Annotated in this window: 17 protein-coding genes; 8 read left to right on the top strand and 9 right to left on the bottom strand. The window is 71.3% G+C overall.

Translation table 11 applies throughout. The annotated features are described in order from the left end of the window. Nucleotides 1-123: 123 nt before the first annotated feature. On the bottom strand, nucleotides 124-969 hold the full coding sequence (locus ASF23_RS16500) for an ADP-dependent NAD(P)H-hydrate dehydratase (RefSeq protein WP_082474271.1): 846 nt from the start codon (nucleotides 967-969) through the stop codon (nucleotides 124-126). A 24-nt stretch (nucleotides 970-993) separates the two neighbouring features. Between ASF23_RS16500 and ASF23_RS16495 the strand changes: the two genes are divergently transcribed. Continuing rightward, nucleotides 994-1629, top strand: coding sequence for an HAD-IA family hydrolase (locus tag ASF23_RS16495; RefSeq protein WP_055956207.1), 636 nt, complete (start codon nucleotides 994-996; stop codon nucleotides 1627-1629). A gap of 115 nt (nucleotides 1630-1744) precedes the next feature. Here ASF23_RS16495 and ASF23_RS16490 read toward each other — a convergent pair whose 3' ends face one another. From ASF23_RS16490 to ASF23_RS16480, 3 genes are all read right to left on the bottom strand, one after another. Then, entirely contained in the window at nucleotides 1745-2782 is a 1038-nt protein-coding gene (locus ASF23_RS16490) for a hemolysin family protein (RefSeq protein ID WP_055956205.1), read from the bottom strand. Next, nucleotides 2779-4068 (bottom strand): hemolysin family protein, encoded by a 1290-nt coding sequence (locus tag ASF23_RS16485; protein ID WP_055956267.1) that lies wholly within the window; start codon nucleotides 4066-4068, stop codon nucleotides 2779-2781. Before ASF23_RS16485 ends, ASF23_RS16490 begins: the two co-directional genes overlap by 4 nt. A gap of 200 nt (nucleotides 4069-4268) precedes the next feature. Beyond that, nucleotides 4269-5708, bottom strand: a complete 1440-nt coding sequence (locus ASF23_RS16480; RefSeq protein WP_055956202.1) for a GuaB1 family IMP dehydrogenase-related protein — start codon at nucleotides 5706-5708, stop codon at nucleotides 4269-4271. Nucleotides 5709-5928: 220 nt separating this feature from the next. Between ASF23_RS16480 and ASF23_RS16475 the strand changes: the two genes are divergently transcribed. After that, on the top strand, nucleotides 5929-9717 hold the full coding sequence (locus ASF23_RS16475; protein WP_082474270.1) for a multifunctional oxoglutarate decarboxylase/oxoglutarate dehydrogenase thiamine pyrophosphate-binding subunit/dihydrolipoyllysine-residue succinyltransferase subunit: 3789 nt from the start codon (nucleotides 5929-5931) through the stop codon (nucleotides 9715-9717). An 88-nt stretch (nucleotides 9718-9805) separates the two neighbouring features. Here the strand turns inward: ASF23_RS16475 and ASF23_RS16470 are convergent, their stop codons facing one another. Next, complete coding sequence (locus ASF23_RS16470) at nucleotides 9806-10246, bottom strand: GNAT family N-acetyltransferase (protein WP_055956199.1); 441 nt, start codon at nucleotides 10244-10246, stop codon at nucleotides 9806-9808. Nucleotides 10247-10336: 90 nt separating this feature from the next. On the opposite strand from ASF23_RS16470, the gene ASF23_RS16465 reads away from it, so the two are divergent. Both ASF23_RS16465 and ASF23_RS16460 read left to right on the top strand, forming a co-directional pair. Beyond that, entirely contained in the window at nucleotides 10337-10927 is a 591-nt protein-coding gene (locus ASF23_RS16465) for a hypothetical protein (RefSeq protein WP_055956196.1), read from the top strand. A 104-nt stretch (nucleotides 10928-11031) separates the two neighbouring features. After that, the gene (locus ASF23_RS16460) at nucleotides 11032-12444 is read left to right on the top strand and encodes a signal peptidase I (RefSeq protein WP_055956192.1); all 1413 of its coding nucleotides are present in this window, start codon (nucleotides 11032-11034) and stop codon (nucleotides 12442-12444) included. Between the two features lie 15 nt (nucleotides 12445-12459). Here the strand turns inward: ASF23_RS16460 and ASF23_RS16455 are convergent, their stop codons facing one another. Beyond that, the gene (locus ASF23_RS16455) at nucleotides 12460-12702 is read right to left on the bottom strand and encodes a zf-HC2 domain-containing protein (protein WP_055956189.1); all 243 of its coding nucleotides are present in this window, start codon (nucleotides 12700-12702) and stop codon (nucleotides 12460-12462) included. Continuing rightward, the gene (locus ASF23_RS16450) at nucleotides 12699-13541 is read right to left on the bottom strand and encodes a sigma-70 family RNA polymerase sigma factor (protein WP_442855040.1); all 843 of its coding nucleotides are present in this window, start codon (nucleotides 13539-13541) and stop codon (nucleotides 12699-12701) included. Before ASF23_RS16450 ends, ASF23_RS16455 begins: the two co-directional genes overlap by 4 nt. Before the next feature lie 167 nt (nucleotides 13542-13708). On the opposite strand from ASF23_RS16450, the gene aroA reads away from it, so the two are divergent. The 4 genes from aroA to ASF23_RS18600 all read left to right on the top strand — a co-directional run bounded on the left by aroA (nucleotide 13709) and on the right by ASF23_RS18600 (nucleotide 20019). Further along, nucleotides 13709-15094 (top strand): 3-phosphoshikimate 1-carboxyvinyltransferase, encoded by a 1386-nt coding sequence (gene aroA, locus ASF23_RS16445; protein ID WP_055956186.1) that lies wholly within the window; start codon nucleotides 13709-13711, stop codon nucleotides 15092-15094. Then, nucleotides 15091-16152, top strand: a complete 1062-nt coding sequence (gene rsgA / locus ASF23_RS16440; protein ID WP_055956183.1) for a ribosome small subunit-dependent GTPase A — start codon at nucleotides 15091-15093, stop codon at nucleotides 16150-16152. The genes aroA and rsgA overlap by 4 nt, the downstream gene beginning before the upstream one ends. Nucleotides 16153-16590: 438 nt before the next feature. After that, nucleotides 16591-19371, top strand: coding sequence for a helix-turn-helix domain-containing protein (locus ASF23_RS16435; RefSeq protein ID WP_055956180.1), 2781 nt, complete (start codon nucleotides 16591-16593; stop codon nucleotides 19369-19371). Nucleotides 19372-19686: 315 nt separating this feature from the next. Continuing rightward, the gene (locus ASF23_RS18600; protein WP_162236785.1) at nucleotides 19687-20019 is read left to right on the top strand and encodes a hypothetical protein; all 333 of its coding nucleotides are present in this window, start codon (nucleotides 19687-19689) and stop codon (nucleotides 20017-20019) included. 4 nt (nucleotides 20020-20023) lie between these two features. Here ASF23_RS18600 and ASF23_RS16425 read toward each other — a convergent pair whose 3' ends face one another. Together ASF23_RS16425 and ASF23_RS16420 are read right to left on the bottom strand one after the other, a co-directional pair. Further along, nucleotides 20024-21454: a UDP-glucose dehydrogenase family protein gene (locus ASF23_RS16425; RefSeq protein ID WP_055956257.1), complete on the bottom strand. Its 1431-nt coding sequence runs from the start codon at nucleotides 21452-21454 to the stop codon at nucleotides 20024-20026. A gap of 122 nt (nucleotides 21455-21576) precedes the next feature. Next, on the bottom strand, nucleotides 21577-22725 hold the full coding sequence (locus ASF23_RS16420; protein ID WP_055956173.1) for a NosD domain-containing protein: 1149 nt from the start codon (nucleotides 22723-22725) through the stop codon (nucleotides 21577-21579).

Below are 22725 nucleotides of genomic sequence, written 5' to 3'. Positions count from 1 at the left end.
CCCGCAAGACACTGGACTACCGCACCCCGGCAGAATCATTCGAGCAGCTACTCTCGGACCCAAAACAACCACCCGTTGCAACGACCCCTTGAATCCGCCAACGCCACCCGGACCCTCGGCGGCTCAGCCCCGCACGAGCTCCGCGACCACGCCCGACAGCGCCTCCGTCAACGCGGTGATCGGGAACGGTCCACCGCCAGAGGCCCGGATCGCCGCCGTCCCGTGCACCATCGCCGCCGCAGCGGCCAGGTGCGCGAGGTCCTCGGCGGACACGGCCCCCCTCACCGCGCGGGTCGCCACGAGCGCGCCGAGCACACCCCCGAGCGCATCGCCCGCCCCGGCCGCCGCGAGCCACCCGTTCCCGCTCTCGACCACGAGTCGGACGCCACCGCCCGGCGTCACGACCCGCGTCTGACGGCCCTTCAGGAGCACGACCGCTCCGGTCTGGTCAGCGGCCCGGAGCGCCGAGTCCGCCGGGGCGTCCTGGACGTCCGAGCGGGCGACGTCCAGGAGCGCAGCCAGCTCCCCCGCGTGCGGCGTCAGGACGGCACGCCCCGCGAGCGAGGATCCGGGCCGCAGATCGAGCGCGGAGAGGGCGCCCGCATCGACGACGAGCGGGACCGATCCGTCCGATGAACTCGCCGCGTCGAACCCCGAGGCCGTCTCCGGGTCGAGGTGCGCCGGGTCGGTCCCGGACCCGACGAGCCATGCCTGCACCCGACCGACGCCCGAGACGATCTCCGGCCGACGCGTCAGGACGAAGTCGGTCGCGCGGGTCGTCCCGACGTACCGCACCATCCCGACGCCGGTGTGCACCGCCGCGTCCACCCCGATCACGGCGGCCCCCGGGTAGGCGCTCGACCCGGTCACCACACCGAGCACACCACGCCCGTACTTGTCGGTGTCCGGCTCCGGCGGGGTGATCCACGGGGCGGCGTCGGACAGGTCGAATCGCAGGAAGTCGTTCACGCGTCCCACGTTACGGTTGACGCCATGAGCCTGTTCATCCCCGGGCACGTCGTGGTCTTCGACTACGGCGAGGTCATCAGCCGATCCCCCTCCGCCGCGACCCGCGACGCCCTCGCCGACGCGACCGGACTCCCCCTCGCGACCCTCATGCCGTCCTACGACCGACACCGTGGCGATCTCGACCAGGGTCGCGTCGACGTGGTCGGCTACTGGCGGCGGATCGCGGTTGACTGCGGCGTGCGCTGGAGCATCACGGAGATCCACCGGATCTGGTCGATCGACTTCACGGGCTGGTTCGAGGTCGACCCCGACGTCCTGGCGATCGTCGAGGAGCTGCACGACTCCGGGACGCGGGTCGCGATCCTGTCGAACGCCGGGCGCGACTTCGGCGACCCGTACCGCCGGTCGCCGCTCGGGTCGCTCGCGGAGCTCGTGGTGGTCAGCGCCGAGGAGGACGTCCTCAAGCCGGACCCGCGCATCTACTCGCTGACGTGTGAGCGCCTGGGGATCGACCCGTCGGCGATGGTGTTCGTCGACAACAAGCGGGAGAACGCCGACGGTGCGGAGGCGATCGGCGCGATCGGCCACCACTTCACCGGCGCGCCAGGTCTCCTGGCGTTCCTGCGCGACCTGAGCGACCCCGGGACGCTGGCGGCCTGACGGAGCCGCGCCGTCCCTCCAGTCCAGTCCGGATCACGTCCGGTACGGATCGCGTCCGGTACGGATCGCGAGTCCGGTGGGGGCCATCCGGATCGGACGGGAGGCACGGATCACCTCATCGACGTCGGGTCGCGTCCTCGACCTCGCCGACGAGCTCCTCGAGGATGTCCTCGAGGAAGAGCACGCCGATCGTGCGCCCCTCGGCGTCGAAGGACCGCGCGAGGTGCACGCCGGCGGCCCGCATGGTCGCCAGCGCGTCCTCGAGGTCCATCTCCGTGTAGAGCGAGATGAGCTGTCGGATGCGCTTCGGCGGGACCGGCTCGTCGAACTCGTCCTCGCGGAGGTCGAGGACGTCCTTGACGTGCACGTACCCGGTCGGCTCGCCGTCATCGCCCACCAGGACGTACCGGGAGAACCCGCGGGTCGCCACCGCGCGCTCGACGTCGGTCGGCGTCGCGTCGTCCGGCAGGGTCACGAGGCCCGGCATCGGCACCGCGATGTCCCTGACCTTCTTCGAGGTGAACTCGAACGCCAGCTGCAGGGTTCCGGCGCGGTCGGCGAGCATGCCCTCACGGCGCGAGGTCTCGACGATCGTCTGGACCTCCTCGACCGTGTAGGCGCTGACCGCCTCGTCCTTCGGCTCCACGCGGAACAGGCGGAGCACGCCGTTCGCGACCGCGTTCAGCGCGACGACGACCCAGCTGAGACCGTGCGCGATGTACCAGAGCGTCGGGACGAGCATGAGCGCGGCGCGGTCCGGCATCGAGAACGAGATGTTCTTCGGGATCATCTCGCCGAACACCACGTGCAGGAACGAGACGAGCACGAGGGTGATCACGAACGCGACGATGCCGATGACCTCGACGTCCCACCCGGTGAGGTGCAGGGGCCCCTCGAGCAGGTGGTGGATCGAGGGCTCGGACACGTTCAGGATGAGCAGCGAGCAGACCGTGATGCCGAGCTGGGTGGTGGCGAGCATGCGCGTGGCGTGCTCCATCGCCCAGAGCGTCATCTGGGCCGCGCGCGAGCCCTCCTCCGCCCGCGGCTCGATCTGGGAGCGGCGTGCCGAGATGACCGCGAACTCGGCGGCGACGAAGAACGCGTTGCCGAGCAGCAGCACGACGAGCCAGAAGATGCCCCACCAGTCACTCATGCGGATGCTCCCGTCGTCGGGGTGTAGCGGATCCGGTCGATCCGGCGCCCGTCGAGGCGCTCGACCCGGAAGACACCGTCCTCGATCGCGACCTCGTCGCCCACGGCGGGGAGTCGTCCGAGTCGGCTCATCACGAATCCTCCGATGGTCTCGTACGGGCCGTCGTCCGGGACGCGCACACTCGCCCGGTCCTGCAGCTCGTCCGGACGGAGGAGGCCGGGGAACGTCAGCCAGTCGCGCGAGCGCACGACGTCGATGCGTGCTCGGTCGTGCTCGTCGGACACCTCGCCGACGAGCTCCTCGACGAGGTCCTCGAGCGTGACGACGCCGGCGGTCCCGCCGTACTCGTCGACCACGACGACCATCTGGTAGCCACGACCGCGGACCTCGGTGAGCAGGTCGTCGAGGTGCATCGTCTCCGGGACGCGCTCGGCGTCGGTCCGGAGCGCACCCGCCGGGACCTCGGCCCGCTTCTCGCGCGGCACGGCGACGGCCTGCTTGACGTGCACGATGCCGACGATGTCGTCGGCATCGTCCTCGATCACCGGGAAGCGGCTGTACCCGGTCTTCCTGGCGAGTGCGATGACGTCGGCGGCGCTGTCGCCGGCGGAGATCATCGACACGCGGGGCCGCGGGGTCATCACGTCGCTCGCCGAGAGCTCCGAGAACGCGATGGTCCTGGCGAGGAGCGTGGCGGTGTCGCGTTCGAGGCTGCCCTCCATCGCGGAGCGGCGGAGGAGGCTCGTGAGCTCCTCGGCGCTGCGTGCACCGGAGAGCTCCTCCTGCGGCTCGATGCCGATCGAGCGGAGCACGGCGTTCGCGGTGCCGTTCAGCAGGGCGACGGCGGGCTTGAACACCGTGGTGAACGCGATCTGCAGCGGCACGACGAGCTTCGCGGTGCCGAGGGGCAGCGCGAGGGCGAAGTTCTTCGGGACGAGCTCGCCGATGATCATGGAGAGCAGGGTCGCGATGACGAGCGCCACGATCGACCCGACCGTGTCGACGATGCCCTCGGGCAGGTCGAGCGCCAGGAACGGCGCCTCGAGCAGGTGTGCGATCGACGGCTCCAGCAGGTACCCGGTGAGGAGCGTGGTGAGCGTGATCCCGAGCTGCGCGCTCGACAGGTGGGTCGAGGTGACCTTCAGTGCGGCGATGACCGGGCTCAGCCCGGCCTCTCCGCGATCACGGCGCGCCTCGAGTTCGGCACGGTCGAGGTTCACGAGCGCGAACTCGGACGCGACGAAGACGCCGGTACCGACGGTCAGCAGGAGTCCGCCGACGAGCATCAGGATGTCGACGAGCGTCACGAGTCCCACCCCCGGTGCGTCGGGGAGGTGATCAGATGGCCAGGCGAAGTGCGATTCGGAGGGTCGTCCACAGTGCGCTCAGTCTACGGGCACGGCGGGACCCGAATCCGTGAATCCGTTCAGAGCCGGGCCGCCGGATCCTGCCGACGTCTGCCGCCACCCGCCGGGCACCGCGTCCGTCACCAGGAGACCGGCAGCGGCTTGCCCTCCTCGTAGCCCGCGGCCGACTGGATCCCGACGAGTGCGCGCTCGGAGAACTCCCCGAGGGACCGGGCACCCGCGTAGGTGGCCGATGACCGGACCCCGGCGGTGATCATGTCGAGCAGGTCCTCGACGCTCGGACGATCGGGGTCGAGGTAGATGGTCGACGACGAGATGCCCTCGGCGAAGAGGGACTTGCGGGCCCGGTCGAAGGCGTCGAGCCGCTCGAAGCGCTCCCGGACGGCCTTGGCGGACGCCATCCCCCAGCTCTCCTTGTACCGGCGCCCGCTCGCGTCGGTGCGGATGAGCCCGGGCGCCTCGACGGTCCCGGCGAACCACGACCCGATCATGACGCTCGATGCCCCGGCGGCCAGGGCGAGGGCGACGTCGCGGGGGTAGCGCACGCCACCGTCCGCCCACACGTGCGCACCCATCGACCGGGCCGCCGACGCCGTCTCGAGCACGGCGGAGAACTGCGGACGTCCGACGGCGGTCATCATCCGGGTGGTGCACATGGCGCCGGGCCCGACGCCGACCTTGATGATCGAGGCCCCGGCGTCGACGAGGTGGCCGACCGCGTCCGCCGTCACGACGTTCCCGGCGACGAGCGGGACCCCGAGGTCGAGTGCGGCGACGGTCTGCAGCGCCGCGAGCATGCCCTCCTGGTGTCCGTGCGCGGTGTCGAGCACGAGGACGTCGACACCGGCGGCGGCGAGTGCCTCCGCCTTGGCGGCGACGTCGCCGTTGATGCCGACGGCCGCGGCGACCCGGAGTCGTCCCGAGCCGTCGACCGCCGGACGGTAGATGCCAGACCGGATCGCGCTCGTCGGCGAGGTCGTCCCGACGACGTGCCCGTGGCGCATGACCGGCGCGAAGTCGACCTCGGCCGCGGTCAGGACGTCGAACACCGCGCGGGGCGTGTCGACGTCGTCGGCGTCGATCGCGGTCGTCGCGCCGTGCAGGAGATCGCCGACGGTGGCGTCCTCCCCCGCCGTGGCGAGCCGGGTCGCCGGCACGCAGCCGAGGTACCCGCCGGCGGCGTCTCGGACCACGACGCCGTGGCCCGCGACCGGGACGAGCTGCGTCAGCGCGTCGGCGACGGTCGTGTCCGCCCGCATGTCGAAGGGGGTGTCGAAGTCCACCGGCTGCGACTTCACCCAGCGGATCGCGGCGTCGAGGTCCTGCAGGTGCATGTCCTGCGGGAGCACACCGAGACCACCCCGCCGCGCGAGGGTCGCCGCGAGCCGGGGACCCGTGACCGAGTTCATGTTCGCGCTGACGATGGGGATCGTCGCGCCGGTGCCGTCGCCCGGTGCCAGGTCGACGTCGAACCGGCTCGTCACGCCGGAGCGGCTCGGGACCAGGAACACGTCCGAGTACGTCAGGTCGTGCGTCGGTGCCGTCTCGTAGAACTGCATGCCACCCAGCGTATTCCGTGCCGGACGGGAGGAACGGTGCGGGCCCGCACCGTGCCTCCCGTCCGGTGTTCCGTCGCGTTCGACGCGTTCCGACGCGTTCGACGCGACCGGCGCGTACCCATCTCGCGTCCACGTTGCAGCGACTACGCTGGATCGTTGTCGGGCAGGGCTGCCCGGACGACAAGCAGAGCATCAATCGACGGAGAGTGGGCGATCGGCTGTGTCGAGCCATCTGACCGGAACATCGGACGAGACCGCGGGCGAATTCGGCGCGAACGAGTGGCTCGTGGACGAGCTCTACGAGCAGTTCCTCGCCGACAAGGAGTCGGTCGACAAGTCGTGGTGGCCGGTGCTCGAGAGCTACCACCGCACGCAGGTCGCCGATGCGGCACCCGCTCGCGAGGCCGCGCCGGCTTCTGAGTCCGCACCGGCTCCCGCATCGTCGGCTCCCGCATCGTCGGCCGCCGCCGCCCCGGCTCCTGCCGCCCCGAACACCTCGGGTGGAGCCGCACCGGCCGCCCCCGCACAGGCGAAGACCACCTCCAAGCAGCCGAGCCCGGCACCGATCCCCGCGGAGCCGAACGACGAGGCCTCCGACCACGAGGAGACCCACGAGGACGTCGCGACGCCCCTCCGTGGCATGGCCAAGGCCCTCGCCGCGAACATGGACGCCTCACTCACGGTCCCGACGGCCACCAGCGTGCGGACCATCCCGGCGAAGCTCCTCATCGACAACCGCATCGTCATCAACAACCACCTGCGCCGTGCACGCGGCGGCAAGGTCTCCTTCACGCACCTCATCGGATGGGCGCTGGTCAAGGCGCTGCAGCAGTTCCCGTCGCAGAACGTGTTCTACGCCGAGCAGGACGGCAAACCCGTCGTGGTCACGCCGGCGCACGTGAACCTCGGCATCGCGATCGACGTCCCGAAGTCCGACGGCACGCGCGCCCTCCTCGTACCGAGCATCAAGCGCGCCGAGACCCTGACGTTCGGACAGTTCCTGTCCGCGTACGAGGACCTCGTCAAGCGCGCTCGCGGCGGCAAGCTCACGGCCGCCGACTTCGCGGGCACGACGATCTCGCTGACGAACCCCGGCGGCATCGGCACGGTGCACTCCGTCCCACGCCTCACCAAGGGCCAGGGCGCGATCATCGGTGCCGGTGCGCTCGAGTACCCCGCGCAGTTCCAGGGATCCGCGCCGAAGACCCTGGTCGAGCTCGGCGTGGGCAAGACCATCACCCTGACGAGCACCTACGACCACCGCGTCATCCAGGGCGCCGGCTCGGGCGAGTACCTGAAGATCGTGCACGAGATGCTCATCGGCGAGCACGACTTCTACGCCGACGTGTTCGCGGCGCTCCGGATCCCGTACAAGCCGATCCAGTGGGGCAACGACATCGCCGTCGACCTGTCCTCGCGGTTCAACAAGACGGCCCGCGTGCTGGAGCTCATCAACAGCTACCGCGTCCGCGGGCACCTCATGGCGGACATCGACCCGCTGGAGTACAAGCAGCGCACCCACCCGGACCTCGAGATCGAGAGCCACGGGCTGACGTTCTGGGACCTCGATCGTGAGTTCGTCACGGGCGGGCTCGGCGGCACCACGAGCGTCCCGCTGCGCGACGTCCTCGGCATCCTCCGCGACTCGTACTGCCGGACCGTCGGCATCGAGTACATGCACATCCAGGACCCGGCGCAGCGCCGCTGGATGCAGGAGCACGTCGAGACCGGCTACCAGAAGCCGGGCAAGGAGGAACAGCTCCGGATCCTCGGCAAGCTCAACGAGGCCGAGGCCTTCGAGACCTTCCTGCAGACCAAGTACGTCGGGCAGAAGCGTTTCTCGCTCGAGGGCGGGGAGTCGACGATCTCGCTCCTCGACACCCTCATCCAGGAAGCCGCCCGGAGCGGACTCGACGAGGTCGCGGTCGGCATGGCCCACCGCGGACGCCTCAACGTGCTCACGAACATCGCCGGCAAGACCTACGGGCAGATCTTCCGGGAGTTCGAGGGACGGCAGCTCCCCGGGTCGATCAAGGGCCAGGGGTCCGGCGACGTCAAGTACCACGTCGGCACCGAGGGCGTCTTCACCTGCTCCGAGGGCACGACGATCCCCGTGACCATCGCAGCGAACCCCTCGCACCTCGAGGCCGTCGACGGTGTGCTCGAGGGCATCGTCCGGGCCAAGCAGGACCGCGAGCCGGTCGGGACCTTCGGGGTGCTGCCGGTGCTCGTGCACGGCGACGCCGCGATGGCCGGCCAGGGCGTGGTCGTCGAGACGCTCCAGCTCTCGCAGCTCCGCGGGTACCGGACCGGCGGCACCGTGCACATCGTCGTCAACAACCAGGTCGGGTTCACCACGTCCCCGAGCGCATCGCGGACCTCGGTGTACAACACCGACGTCGCGAAGACGATCCAGGCGCCGGTCTTCCACGTGAACGGCGACGACCCCGAGGCCGTGGCGCACGTGGCCGAGATCGCGTTCGCGTACCGCCAGGCGTTCCACCGTGACGTCGTCATCGACCTCGTCTGCTACCGGCGCCGCGGGCACAACGAGGGCGACGACCCCTCGATGACGCAGCCCCTCATGTACAACCTCATCGAGGCCAAGCGCTCTGTCCGGACCCTGTACACCGAGGCCCTCGTCGGTCGCGGCGACATCACACAAGAGGAGTACGACGAGGCGCACCGCGACTTCCAGGACCGCCTCGAGCGCGCCTTCGCGGAGACGCACGAAGCGCAGACCGGGACCATCCCGGTGATCGACTCCGGCACCGCCACGCCGGATGACGACGGGGCCGTGAACGGACTCGAGCGGCCGTCGGCACAGCGCGACGACTCCGAGGTCGAGGTGCACGAGACCGCCGTCAGCGAGGACATCGTCCGGCTCGTCGGCGATGCGCACCAGAACCAGCCCGACGGGTTCTCGGTGCACCCGAAGCTGAGCCAGCTGCTCGCCAAGCGTGTCGACATGACGCGCAACGGCGGGATCGACTGGGCGATGGCGGAGCTCATCGCGATCGGTTCGGTCCTCGCCGAGGGCAAGCCCGTCCGACTCGCAGGCCAGGACACCCGTCGCGGGACGTTCGTGCAGCGGCAGGCGGTGTTCCACGACCGGATGAACGGCCAGGAGTGGCTGCCGCTCGCCAACGTGACCGAGGACCAGGCCCGCTTCTACATCTACGACTCGCTCCTCAGCGAGTACGCGGCCATGGCCTTCGAGTACGGCTACTCCGTGGAGCGCACCGAGGCCCTGGTGATGTGGGAGGCGCAGTTCGGGGACTTCGCGAACGGCGCCCAGACCGTGATCGACGAGTTCATCTCCTCCGCGGAACAGAAGTGGGGCCAGCGGTCCGGTCTCGTCCTCCTGCTGCCGCACGGGTACGAGGGGCAGGGGCCGGACCACTCGTCGGCGCGCATCGAGCGCTACCTGCAGCTCTGCGCCGAGGAGAACATGATCGTCTCGCGGCCGTCGACACCCGCGTCGTACTTCCACCTGCTCCGTCGCCAGGCCTTCGCCCGGCCGCAGAAGCCGCTCATCGTGTTCACCCCGAAGGCGATGCTGCGGATGCGCCAGGCCACGTCGGCGGTGTCGGACTTCACCTCCGGGCACTTCGACGAGGTCATCGACGACGCCGCGATCGGCGACAAGGGTGCCGTGCGCCGGGTCGTGCTCACCTCGGGCAAGATCCACCACGACCTGCGGGCCGAGGTGGACAAGCGCGGGGTCTCCGACGTCGCACTCGTCCGGCTCGAACAGCTCGCGCCGCTTCCCGTCGACCAGCTCCTGTCGGTGCTCGCCGGCTACCCGGAGGCCGACCTCGTGTGGGCACAGGAGGAGCCGGAGAACCAGGGCGCCTGGCCGTTCGTGTACATGAACCTCGCACCGCACCTCGGTGGCCGCCCGCTCACGGTGAGTGCCCGCGCGGCGAGTGCCGCACCGGCGACGGGTTCGGCGAAGCGCAGTGCGGCCGAGGCCACGGAGATCATCGACCGGGCCCTGAGCCGGTAGGTCCGGCCGACAGGACCCCAGAAGGCCGGTTCGCCGAGGACGATGTCCCTCGGCGAACCGGCCTTCTCGCTGTCCGGACGGTGCCGGCTCAGACGATCTTCGTGTACCGGACCCCGGCCTCGTGGTACCCGCGCTTCTGGTAGAACCGGTGCGCGCTGTCGGTGGCCGCCGCGGACACGGCACTGAGTCGGCGGGCACCCTGCTCGGCCGCCCACGTCTCGAAGAGGGAGAGGAGCTCGGAGCCCAGGCCGTCGCGCCGCCCGTCGGGGCGTACGACGAGCAACAGGAGCTGCGCCGTGGGCTCGTCCGAGCTGTACGCCCACGTGCACTGTGCGCCCGCGACCGCGGCGACCCGACCCTCGCCGTCCCGGACGAGCCACGTGCGGTGACCGGCCTCCGGGGTGAGGCGGCCGAGGCGTTCGCGCATGCGGTCGTCGTCGACAGCGTGCCCGATGAGTCGGACGAGCTCGGCGACGTCGGCGACGTCCTGCTGGGTCCACGACGAGACGGCGATGGCAGGGGTGCTCATGCGTCCAATCTACACATCCTGCGATTGTGAATATCACATGTCATGTGATATTTTGTATCTCGACAACCACTCAACCTCAGGAGTCTCGCCATGCAGCACATCACCCCGCGCCACGCTCGTCTCGCCACCTGGATCGCCGTCCCACTCGCCGTCGTGGCCAGCGGACTCGTCGTCGCAGGGGCGTCCTACTCGGCGTTCTCGGCGACCACGGAGAACGCCGAGAACGCGTGGCGTACCGGTGCCGTGGCGCTGACCGACGACGACGCTGGCACGGCGATGTTCGACGTCGCCGGGGTCGTGCCCGGGCAGACCGGCAGCAACTGCATCACCGTCACGTCGACCTCGAGCGTCGAGAGCGCCGTGAAGCTCTACGCGAGCGACACCACGAGCACGAAGTCCCTCGGCGATCACGTCCAGCTCGAGATCGAGCACGGATCGGGTGGGGCGTTCGGCTCGTGCGACGGCTTCGTCGCTGCCGGCGCTCCGATCTGGTCGGGGTCCCTGTCCGCGTTCGCCGCCACCGCGACGGACTTCGCGACCGGCGTCGGCTCGTGGACACCCGCGACGGGCGAGGAGGCGACGACGTACCGCGTGTCGTACACGCTCGACGCCGCGGCCCCGAACACGGTCCAGGACGCGTCGGCCACGTCGACGTTCACCTGGGAGTCGCAGAACGACTGACCCGACCCGTGCGGGAGCGGTCCGGGCGGTGGCGACCCGCAGCCGCCTCCCCCTGAACCTGCCAACCCGCCGTCCCGACCCGCCCAGCCGACGAGGAGACCGCTATGTCCGGCACGCAGCAGAACCGTCACTCCGTCCGGGGGCGCATCGTCGACGCGCTCCGGTGCCGAGCAGGTCTCGTCGTCGTCATCACGGCCGTCACGGCACGGACCATCCTCCTCACCGCGGGACTCCTCATGCTCTGGGCGGCCGTCCCGACCGTCTTCGGTGCCACCGTCACGACCGTGCAGTCCGGTTCGATGGAGCCGGCCATCCGAGTCGGAGACGTGGTGACGGCGGTGACGGTGGATCCCGGACACCTCACGGAGGGGCGCGTGGCCCTCGTCGCCGCGCCTGACCGGCCGGAGCGACGGGTCCTGCACCGCATCGTCGACGTGGAGCACGGGGCGGTGACGCTCCGAGGCGACGCCAACCCGCAACCCGACGCACAGCCCGTGCCGGTCGAGCACGTCGTCGGTGTCGGCGTCCTGCGCGTCCCCTGGATCGGTCTCCCGGGAACGTGGGTCCGGACCGGTGCGGTCCCCGAGCTCGTCGTGCTCGTGCTCGCGCTCGGCGTCCTCCTCCGGGCGAGCACGAGCGACCGGAACCTCCGCCGCGGCATGGAGCCGTGCGTCGCGTGCGGAGCGCCGTCGAGCGGTGACCTGCACCGAGCCCAGCAGGCCGACCGGGCGAGGCGACACCTCGCGCTGCCGACCGCGGCCGCCGTCCTCGTCGGTGCCCTCGTCATCGGCACGGGTGTCTCTGCCTCGTTCACCGCAGGGGTGAGCACCGCAGCCGACCTCGACACCGCCCGGTTCCCGTGCATGCGGGAGACCGTGGGCTCGCCGCTCCTGGCCTACGGGTTCGGCGAGCCGGACGGAACCGACATCGACGACGTCACGGGCGGTGGGGCCGAGGGTTCACTGTTCAACGCGGTGCGGGTGGACGCGTCGTGCGCCGGGAATCCGTACATCCACCTCGACGGGACCACCGGGGCGGTGTACGCGACCAAGCGGTTCAGCGCTCCGCAGCAGTTCACCATCCAGGCCTGGTTCCGTGCCGAGAAGCCGCAGGGCAAGGTGATGGGCTTCAGCTCCGCGGCCTTCGGCGGGTCGGGTTCGTTCGACCGACACATGTACGTCGGTGCTGACGGACGGCTCGTGTTCGGTGTCACGAACGGCAGCGCCAGGGTCATCCAGTCGACCGCACGGGTCGACGACCGCCAGTGGCACCACGCCGTCGGCGTGATGGGCTCCGGTGGCATGCAGCTCTGGGTCGACGGCGTCCTCCAGGGACAGAACACCAACGCGCGTGCCGCCGCGTACAACGGGTACTGGCGCGTCGGGCTGGAGAGCCTCTACGGCTGGCCCAACCGGCCGGTGACGCACTACTTCGACGGCGACATCGACTCGGTGGCCGTGTGGCACACGGCACTCGACCAGAGCGCGATCCACAGCCTCTGGGAGCACGGCCGATGATCGGCCGCGCGAGGGTCAGTGGGACGCTTGGACCTCGCGGAGTCGGTCGAGGACCTGGGTACGCAGGACCTCGGGAGCGGTCTCCTTGCACGCGCGCTGCACGGCCTCGGTCAGCACGATGCCGACCCGGTGCTCCGTGCTGCAGTCGACGCAGTCCGCCATGTGCGCCCGGATGTCGGCCGCGTCCTCGCGGCAGAGCTCGTCGTGCAGGAACTCCTCGAGTTCCGCCTTTGCCTTCGAGCAGTCACAGCCGCTCATCGTCCACTCCTCCCGGTCATCCGGCCCGTCGTGGCGGGCACCTTCCGTGTGCGGCTGCTCGGACGCATCGTCTCCGTCGACGCTGCATCCGGAACCACACCTGTCTCGCGTGCGTGGTCGGCCAGCAGGCCCCTGAGGAGCCTTCGGCCGCGGTGGAGTCGGCTCATGACCGTGCCCACCGGGGTCTTCATGATGTCGGCGATCTCCTGGTAGGAGAAGCCCTCGACGTCGGCGAAGTAGACGGCCATCCGGAAGTCCTCCGGGATCGCCTGCAGCGCGTCCTTGACCGCGGACGAGGGCAGGTGGTCGATCGCGTCGGCCTCGGCGGACCGCGACGACACACTCTGCGTGACGCTCTCTGCCCCGCCCAGCTGCCAGTCCTCGAGCTCGTCGATCGTGCCCTGGTACGGGTTCCGCTGGTTCTTGCGGTACGTGTTGATGAACGTGTTCGTCAGGATCCGGTAGAGCCAGGCCTTGAGGTTCGTGCCCTGTCGGAACTGTCGGAACGCCGCGAACGCCTTGACGAAGGTCTCCTGCACGAGGTCGGACGCGTCGGCCGGGTTCCGGGTCATCCGCATCGCGGCACCGTAGAGCTGGTCCATGAAGGGCAGCGCCTGCGCCTCGAACAGCCGACGCAGCTCAGCGGCGTCGACGGTGGTCTCGTCAGCCACCTCGGCCGCGTTCTCCCCCGCGACCGGGAGCCCAGAGTCGGTCGGGTCCGAATCGGTCGGGTCCGAATCGGTCGGGTCCGAGTCGGACCCGACGACCGGCAACCCCGGATCGGCGCGGCCCGGGTCGGTGGGTTCCGCGTCTGCGTCCGTCGCGTCGTCTCGTGTCATCGCCGGCCATTCTAGGCCGGCGGACCCGAGCGTCGTCGGGACCGTCGGGAGCACGGCGACGTCCGTCCGGCGCGTGCGTCGGCGGCGGGCGTCGGTGCGCTCCGGTGCGAGTGCGATCGGCATGGTCCTCCCTGTCTGACTGCCCTGCTGGGTACTCTTGTGAACCGATGCAGACACCGAAGAATTCCCGGAGCACCACGCCCCTGCCGTCGTGGCGCGCCCCCGTCGCCGCGGGAGCGCTGTCCGCCGACGTCGCGCTGCCGGGTTCGAAGTCCCTGATGAACCGCGAGCTCGTGCTCGCGGCGCTCGCGAACGGCCCCTCGACGATCCGGCTGCCGCTGCACTCTCGCGACACCGGCCTCATGGTCGAGGCGCTCCGGTCCCTCGGCGTCGGCATCGAGTCCACCGGGGACTCCGGCCCGTACGGTCCCGACCTCCGCGTGACGCCGGCCGTCCTCACCGGCGGTGCGCCGACCGAGGGCGGGCACGGGCTGCGGATCGACTGCGGCCTCGCCGGGACCGTCATGCGCTTCATCCCGCCCCTCGCGGCGCTGGCGACCGGACGCGTCACGATCGACGGCGACGAGTCAGCCAGGCGGCGTCCGATGCGGACGACCATCGCCTCGCTCGTCGCGCTCGGAGTCGACGTCATCGACGACGGCGACGGGTCGATGCCCTTCACGTTCACCGGGGCCGGCGCCGTCCGCGGGGGCGCGATCACGATCGACGCGAGCCAGTCGAGCCAGTTCGTCTCCGGGCTCCTGCTGTCGGCACCGCGCTTCGACGAGGGTCTGGTCCTCCGCCACGCGGGCGAGCGACTCCCGAGCACGCCGCACATCGACATGACGGTGGACGCGCTCCGCGCTCGTGGTGTCGTGGTGGACCAGCCGGAGCCGGGTGTCTGGCACGTCCACCCCGGCCCGATCGCGGCCCGCGACGTGGTGATCGAACCGGACCTCTCGAACGCCGCCCCGTTCGCCGCGGCGGCACTCGTCGCCGGCGGCACCGTCCGCATCCGCACCTGGCCGGCCGAGACCACGCAGGTCGGCGCAGACCTGGAGTCCCTCCTGCCGCTCTGGGGTGCGACCGTGGCCCGCGACGGCGACGACCTCGTGGTCGACGGCGGTGTCGGTGTCCGTGGCGGTGCGACGCTCCCTGGGCTCGACCTCGACCTGTCGCGGGGTGGTGAGCTCGCCCCGGCGCTCGTCGCACTCGCCACCCTGGCGGACGGACCGTCGACGATCACCGGCATCGGACACCTGCGCGGTCACGAGACCGATCGCCTGGCGGCCCTCGCCGCGGACGTGAACGGACTCGTGGCGGACGGCTCGACCGCGGTGACCGAGCTCGAGGACGGGCTCCGCATCGACCCGAGGCCGCTGCGCGGGGCACCGTGGGCGGCGTACGAGGACCACCGGATGGCCACCGCCGGTGCGATCCTCGGGCTCGTGGTGGACGGGGTCGACGTCGACGACATCGGGACGACGGCCAAGACGCTCCCCCAGTTCCCCGAGCTCTGGGCAGCGCTCGTGCAGACCGGAGACCACTCGTGAGCTGGCTCCCACCCGACGAGGACGACGACGACCTCGACCAGCCGTGGGGACAGTACGACGAGTCCTCGGTCCGGGTCCGCCCGAACCCCAAGGGCAACCGTCCGCGCACCAAGGTCCGGCCGACCTACGACGCGGCCGCCGCCGGCTGGGTGACGAACGTCGACCGAGGGCGGTACGGCGTCCTCGTGGACGTCGACGAGCACCACGGGGGCCGTGTCATCACGGCGACGAAGGCCCGCGAGCTCGGCAAGAAGGCCGTCGTCACGGGTGACCACGTGTCGCTCGTCGGGGACATCTCCGGCGACGAGGGCTCACTCGCCCGCATCGTCCGGGTCGCCGAACGGACGACGCTCCTCCGCCGGAGTGCCGACGACTCCGACGAGGTCGAGCGCGTCATCGTCGCGAACGCCGACCAGATGCTCGTCGTCGTCGCCGCAGCGGACCCCGAGCCGAGGACGCGGCTGATCGACCGGTACCTCGTGGCCGCGTTCGACGCCGGTCTCGACCCGATCCTCTGCATCACCAAGACCGACCTCGCCGATCCGCAGCCGTTCCTCGACCACTTCGCCTGCCTCGACCTGCGGATCGTGACGAGCGCCGTGACCGACGTCCCGGTGGCGCTCTTCGACGAGGTCCTGCGCGACAAGGTCACCGTCACGGTCGGCCACTCCGGGGTCGGCAAGTCGACGCTCGTCAACGCGCTCACCGGCTCGACGCGGGCCGTCGGTGTCGTCAACACCGTGACCGGTCGCGGCCGCCACACGTCGTCGTCGTCGATCGCGATCCGGGTGACCGGTGGCGGGTGGATCATCGACACCCCCGGCGTCCGGTCCTTCGGCCTCGGCCACGTGGAGCCCGCGAACGTCTTCCGGGCGTTCGCATCGCATGCCGTGCCCGTCGCGCCACCCCGCGACGGCATCCCGCTCGACCAGGCGCACGACTGGGAGATCGTCGACCGGGTGCACGACGGCGAGCTCGGCGCGACGGGCGTCGAACGCCTCGACTCCTTCCGCGCGCTGCTGACGGGCATGGGCGAGCACGACCCCGGCGCCGCCTGACGGCGGATCCCACCGGACGGTACCGACCGCGGTCTGGAGGGACGGGGCGGGCCCGCACCGCGCCTCCCGTCCGATGTGCGATGGTCTGGAGCGACGGGGCGGGCCCGCACCGCGCCTCCCGTCCGGTACTGACCCCCCGAACTGGGGGGCTGCGGGCCGAGATCGGTCCACGATCACCGGGCGGGCGCCCCGAACCTGAGTTATCGTGACGAATGGACGTCGGACTCGGCGACGTCGCAGACGGCCACCCACCGTCTGCGGAGTGTCATCGCCGAACCAGCGGCCGTATCTCGTCGAACGACCCTAACCCGAGGGGTGATCAAGACGATGGACTCGTCGTACCGTCAGGACCGTGAGCGACCCGGAGCTCCGTCCGAACCACGCTGGCCGAGCCGCCGGCGATCCACGCGCCGTCACCGCGAAGACCGGTGAGACCCCGTGGAACTGGTCGGTCGACGCGCTGAGACAGCTGCTCTCGTCGCGCTCGCGGTGCTCCCCAGGGAGTCCGCACTCATCGTCGTGGGGGAACCCGGTCTCGGGCGCACCTCCCTCCTCGACGCGGCCATCGGCCGTGTCTCCCTGCCGGTCGTCCGGGTCGGGGTGAACGGCGGCGAGGCGCGGTGGCCCATGGCCGGCGTCTCGACGGTGTTCGCCGCGTTCGACGACCCGCGTGCCGACGCCGCCCTCGAGCGGATCCTGCACCAGGCCACGACCGGCGCCGATCCGATGGCCGTGGCGCAGGCACTCCTCGTCGCGGTCCGCGACCTCGCGCTCCCCCCGACCCTGCTCGTCATCGACGACCTGGACCGGATGGACGACGACAGCCAGCGCTGCATCGCGTTCCTCGCCGGACGGCTCGCCGGGACCTCGATCCGACTCGTCGCGAGCGTCCGCACCGCCTGCACCGACGGGCCGCTCGTCGCGCTCCCGACGATGCAGCTCGGACCACTCCCGCCGGACGAGGCCCTGGCGCTCGCCAGGGTGTCCGCGCCGAGCGAGGCGAACGACGGCGTGCTCGCGGTCGTCGCCGAGGGGACCGGGGGCAACCCGAAGGCCCTGCACGAGCAGCTGCGTGCCCTCACCCGCAACCAGCTCCTCGGCTGTGAGCCGCTCGACACCCCGCTCCGCCCCACCCCGACGACGGTGGCGGTCGCGGGGCTCGTGCTCTCGTGCGCCGAGCCCGCACAGGTGGAGGTGCTCGCCGGCATCGCGCTCGCCCCGGTCACGAGCACGGCGTCGCCCTCGATCGACCGCGACGCCGTCGACGACCTCGCCGACGCGCACCTGGTCCGCGTCCGCGGGCAGCACGTCGAGGTCGGGCATCCCCTCGTCCGGTCGCTGCTGTACTGGCGGATGCCCGCACGGACGCGGCGGGCGGCGCACGAGGCGCTCGCGCACCGCGCCACCGAGGCCGCCCTCGCCGTCGCCGAGGTCGGCACCGTCGGCATCGCGGGCACGGTCGGCACCGTCGGCGAGGACCCCGCCTCCGGCGAGGACCTCGCCTCCGGCGAGGACCCGCGGACGATCCTCTGGCACCGGAGCTTTGGCGCCGGCCCGATCGACACCGTGCCGCTCCTCGAGGCGGCACAGTCCTACGCCCGCGAGGGCCTGCCTGCTGCCGCGGTCGCCTTCGCCGAGCGCGCCCTCCAGCTCGCCCCCGCAGACGCCAGGACCGCGACCGCCGAACAGCACGCGCTCCTCGACCTGGCCGAGGTCATGCTCGCCCGTCGGTTCATCTCCCTCGCCGCCCGGTACCTCGCCGCGCTCCACGAGTTCCCGACGCTCCGCGACGACAGCAGACGACTGCGGCTGCGCTCCTCGGTGGACTACCTGAGCGGCGACCCGGTGCACGCGGACGAGTTGCTCGTCCCGGCGGACGGTCAGGACGCCGCAGACACCGACGCCCTCGCGGGACTCCTCGCGATGGTCGCGTGCTTCCGGGCCGAGGCGTGGGAGACCGACAGCGCAACGGAGCTCCTGCTCCGTGCGGAACCGATGCTCGCCGACGCCGGACCGCACACGCGCGAGATCCACCGGGCCGGGGTCGAACTCGTGCAGGCGGTCGACGGCTCGCTGCCGCCGGACGCGGAACTCCACGGCGGGCTGGCGACCGAGGGACTGCTCGAGCAGAGCGACGCATCGCTGCTCCTGCTCGGACACGCGCTCAGCCTCAACGAGCGCTACCGGAGTGCCAGGCGCGTGTTCGCCCTGGTCCTGGCGCGGAGCGCGAAGTCGGCTCCGGTCTGGATCGAGGCCGGGCGGTACCTCAGCGCGGAGAACGAGGTGCGGTCGGGCAACCATCGGCAGGCACTCCGCGCGATCGACGTCTGGGAGGCCGGTTCCGCGGTCGTCGAACGACTCCGTGAGCCGTCCCGCGCCATCGCGATCGCCTGGCGGCACCACGCCGAGGGTCGCTCAGACGACGCGCTCGCGGTCATCGACATCTGCCTGGCGCACCGTTCGACCGGTCGACTGTGGGGCTCCACCGCGAAGCTGCACGCCCTCCGCGGACGCGTCCTGCTCCACGAGGGGCGGATCGACGAGTCGATCAGCGCGCTCGAGGCTGCCGACGCCATCGGTCGGAACATCCGCAACCCGACGATCCTCCGGCACCTCGGCGACCTCGTCGAAGCGTACGTCCGGGCCGGTCGGCTCGACGACGCCCGGGACCTCACCGAGCGGTTCGACGCCGACGACCGGCGTCGACCGTCGCGCTGGGGCGCACTGGTGCTCCGCCGCTGCCACGCCCTCGTCGCGGAGGCCGAGGACGTCCAGCTGACCTACCGGGCCGCGCTCGACGTGTTCGACCCGCACGACTCCCAGTACGAGCGGGCTCGGACGCTCGATGCGCTCGCGTTCCAACTGGACCGTGCCGGCGCACGGGAGGACCGGGACAAGTTCGCCGCGGCAGCGAGCGCCGCGTACGAGGCAGCCGGGCACCGACGCCCGCCCCGTCCCACCGCGGTCCGCGGCGGGGCGTCCGCAGCAGGCCGCCCCGAGGCGTCGGTCGAGAGCGGCACGAACGGCTCGACGGTGATCCTCACGATGCTGACGCCGGAGGAGCGCGCGGTGGCGCAGAAGGTCACTGAGGGCTACCGCAACCGCGAGATCGCGTCGTCGTTGTACATGTCGCAGCGGACCGTCGAGCTCCGGCTCACGCAGATCTACCGGAAGGTCGGGGCGCGGTCCCGGTCGCACCTGGTGGCGCTCCTGAACTGATCCGCCCGCCGCCGATCCGTCCGCACCGATCGGCCTGACCCCCGATCCGCCTGACCCCCGATCCGCCTGACCCCCGAACTGTGGGTGTCCCCGCTCCCACCGACCCGCATGTCCGTGCCGAATCCCTGCCGACCACACCCCGTACCACGGTCGTCCGGCACCGCACCATCCGCCGTGACACCCGACGCGGCGGCGCCCTCGACCCGAACGGCACCCGAAGCCATGACCTCTGCAGCGATTTCCGACAGGACTCCGAACATCCCCGCCGTCGTGGACGCTCACGGGTCACCGGCGCGGACCACGCTCGCCGCCCACATGAACGCCATGCGGCAGCCCCGCCTCGACACGGACTGCACGGGTCGGATCACCGTCGTGGCAGACGGCTCGAGCGCCGGCACCGACGAGCGCCGCGCCGTGCTCGTCGACCTCGGCCACGCGTTCGTCACCACGGACGACGCCGAGCTCGTGGCGCACCTCGTCGAACGGGCGCTCGCGGTCGACCAGGACTTCGTGGCGGCCGTCCGCGTCGCGATGGTCCAGCTCGCCGGTGCGCGGCCCTTCGTCGTGCTCGACGCCGAGTCCGGTCGGCTCCTGCTCGCCGAACCGGCCGCGTGGTCGGGCGGGGTCGTGCGCGAGCTGACCGCCTGAGCCGTCAGGCGGTCCGGCGGAACGCGTCGCGCTCGTCGACCGTCAGCTCGACCGTCGGGGACTGCACCGGTCGCCCGAGGGCGCGGTACTCCCAGCCGGCCGCGCGGTACCGGTCCGCGTCGAGGGCGTGGCGCCCGTCGACGATCCGGCGCTCGTGGACGAGCGTTCCGATGTCGACGGGATCCGCGTCCCGGAACTCCTGCCACTCGGTGAGCAGCACGACGACGTCGGCGTCCATCACCGCCGCGGTGAGGGACGGTGCGTAGCGGAGTTCCGGGTACACCTTCGCCGCGTTCGGCATCGCCTCGGGGTCGAACACCGACACCACGGCACCCGCGCGGTGGAGCATGCGCGCGACGTCGAGCGCCGGGGCGTCCCGCACGTCGTCCGAGTTCGGCTTGAACGCGGCTCCGAGTGCCGCGATCCGCTTGCCGACGAGGTCCCCGTCCGCGAGCTCGGTGACCAGGTCGACGGTCCGCTGCCGCCGACGGAGGTTGATGCCGTCCACCTCGCCGAGGAAGCGGACGGCCTGTCCGACGCCGAGCTCCTCGGCCCGTGCGGCGAAGGCGCGGATGTCCTTGGGCAGGCACCCGCCACCGAACCCGAGGCCCGGCTTCAGGAACCGCCCGCCGATCCTGGTGTCGTGGGAGAGCGCCGTCGCGAGCACGCTGACGTCTGCGCCCGTCGCCTCGCACACCTCGGCCATCGCGTTGATGAACGAGATCTTCGTCGCGAGGAACGAGTTCGCGGCGACCTTCACGAGCTCGGCGGTCGGCAGGTCGGCCACCACGAGCGGCGTGCCCTCGTCGAGCACCGGCCGGAACGCCGCGCGGAGCTGCTGCTCGGCCCAGGGGGTCGTGACACCGAAGACGAGTCGGTCGGGGTGCATGGTGTCCTGCACCGCGTACCCCTCGCGGAGGAACTCGGGGTTCCAGGCGACCTCGACCTCGGTGCCGGCGGGGGCCACGGACTGCACCAGTTCGGTGAGCCGCGCCGCAGTCCCGATCGGCACGGTCGACTTGCCGACGATGAGGGCCCGTCGGTCGAGACGCCGGGCGAGTTCGGTGAAGGCAGCGTCGACGTAGGTCATGTCGGCCGCGTTCGAGCCGCGCTGCTGCGGGGTGCCGACGCAGACGAAGTGCACGTCCCCGAAGGCCGCTGCCTCGTCGAACGAGGTCGTGAAACGGAGTCGGCCGGACGCCAGGGCCGCCGCGAGCTGCTCCGGGAGGCCCGGCTCGTGGAACGGCACCCGACCCGCGACGAGCGCGTCGATCTTGGCCTGGTCGACGTCGACGCCGAGGACCTCGTAGCCGAGGACCGCCATCGACACGGCGTGGGTCGCCCCGAGGTAGCCGGTGCCGATCACGGTGAGCCGAGGGTGCTCGACGACGTCGGGACCGGGGCTCGCGGCGATGCTGGTGACTGCTGCAGACATGATCTGGTGCTCACTTTCGAGATCGAGGACGGAACGGGGGCGGTACGGGGCGGAGCAGGAGCCGAACGTGGGCGACGGTTCGACGCGGGTGGGGTGCGGTCGGCTCCGGACCCCGAGGCAGGTCATCGGGTGCACTTCGTGGTGCTGAACTCGTTCGACCCGATGACCGTGTTGTCGCAGGACACCGTGTTGCCCTCGACCGGTCGGAACGCGAAGGCGACACCGTCGGAGTTCCCGAGGTCGACGGTGTTCCCGGTGAAGGTGTTGTCGGTCCCCCACCCGGAGAGCAGCTCGTGGGTCTGGAATCCGTCGAGCAGCGAGTGCACGCCCCGGTTGCCCGAGATCGTCCAGTCGTTGCCCTTGACGTCGACCCAGGAGTCCGCGTGGTTCTCGCCCTGCATCCCGGTGCCGTCGAAGGAGTTGTCCGACAGTGTGCCGCCCGTCGTCCCCTCCTTGATGTCGACGCTCTCCGCCGCGGTCCCGGAGATCGTGTTCCCGGTGACGACGTTCCGGTCGCTGCTGTCCTGCTTGCAGTCCGACACCGTGCACCAGTTGCTCTTCGACGACCCGATGTAGATGCCCTCGCCGAACTGCGGCTTGCGGAGGCCGGTGTCCGTGACGGTGCTCGCCGCGACGGTGTTGTCGCTGCTCCCGGCGCGGAGGTGCACCGCCTCGTCACCGATCCTCGTCACCGTCAGTCCGTCGATCAGCGAGTGCTGGACGTCGTCGAACATGACGCCCTTCTGGCCGTTCTGCACCGTGAACCCGGCGAGTCTCCACCAGGACGCACCCTGCAGGTGGAGGACGTACCCCTTGTCGGTGTCGCCGCCGTCGAGGACGGCCGACGATCCGCCGCACAGGGTGATCGGGTCGGACTGCGTGCCGGACGCCGTGCCCTCGAAGTTGCCCGTGTAGGTCCCCGCGGCGAGGGCGATGACATCACCGGGGGCCGCGGCCTGCAGCGCCGCCGTGAGCTGCCCGGCGGATCGGACGGTCGTCGTCGCACCGGTGCAGCGCACCGTGGTGGCGACCGCACCTCCGGCGACCGGTGCGGAGCTGGCGGAGCGCGAGGCAGCAGCCCCGGGACGCGCGGAGGAGGACGACGAGGGCGACCCGGACGAGGACGGCGCCGCCGAGGACGCCGTCACGGGGCCGTCGTGGTGACCGGCGGCGGTCGCGATCCAGATGCCGCCGACGACCACCGCCCCGACGACGAGGCCGACGACGCCGGTGACGAGCTGCGGACGGTGTTCACGGAAGGACTTCGGCAT

Source organism: Curtobacterium sp. Leaf261, from assembly GCF_001422205.1.
Lineage (GTDB): Bacteria > Actinomycetota > Actinomycetes > Actinomycetales > Microbacteriaceae > Curtobacterium.
Note: the sequence above shows the minus strand (reverse complement) of the source record. Positions and strands in the feature narration are given on the sequence as shown.

Bases quoted from the DNA above. Each gene is read 5' to 3' on its own strand.
- ASF23_RS16495 (WP_055956207.1), top strand. From the start codon at position 994: ATGAGCCTGTTCATCCCCGGGCACGTCGTGGTCTTCGACTACGGCGAG.
- ASF23_RS16490 (WP_055956205.1), bottom strand. From the start codon at position 2,782: ATGAGTGACTGGTGGGGCATCTTCTGGCTCGTCGTGCTGCTGCTCGGC.
- ASF23_RS16485 (WP_055956267.1), bottom strand. From the start codon at position 4,068: ATGCTCGTCGGCGGACTCCTGCTGACCGTCGGTACCGGCGTCTTCGTC.
- ASF23_RS16480 (WP_055956202.1), bottom strand. From the start codon at position 5,708: ATGCAGTTCTACGAGACGGCACCGACGCACGACCTGACGTACTCGGAC.
- ASF23_RS16470 (WP_055956199.1), bottom strand. From the start codon at position 10,246: ATGAGCACCCCTGCCATCGCCGTCTCGTCGTGGACCCAGCAGGACGTC.
- ASF23_RS16465 (WP_055956196.1), top strand. From the start codon at position 10,337: ATGCAGCACATCACCCCGCGCCACGCTCGTCTCGCCACCTGGATCGCC.
- ASF23_RS16460 (WP_055956192.1), top strand. From the start codon at position 11,032: ATGTCCGGCACGCAGCAGAACCGTCACTCCGTCCGGGGGCGCATCGTC.
- ASF23_RS16455 (WP_055956189.1), bottom strand. From the start codon at position 12,702: ATGAGCGGCTGTGACTGCTCGAAGGCAAAGGCGGAACTCGAGGAGTTC.
- ASF23_RS16450 (WP_442855040.1), bottom strand. From the start codon at position 13,541: ATGACACGAGACGACGCGACGGACGCAGACGCGGAACCCACCGACCCG.
- aroA (WP_055956186.1), top strand. From the start codon at position 13,709: ATGCAGACACCGAAGAATTCCCGGAGCACCACGCCCCTGCCGTCGTGG.
- ASF23_RS18600 (WP_162236785.1), top strand. From the start codon at position 19,687: ATGAACGCCATGCGGCAGCCCCGCCTCGACACGGACTGCACGGGTCGG.
- ASF23_RS16425 (WP_055956257.1), bottom strand. From the start codon at position 21,454: ATGTCTGCAGCAGTCACCAGCATCGCCGCGAGCCCCGGTCCCGACGTC.
- ASF23_RS16420 (WP_055956173.1), bottom strand. From the start codon at position 22,725: ATGCCGAAGTCCTTCCGTGAACACCGTCCGCAGCTCGTCACCGGCGTC.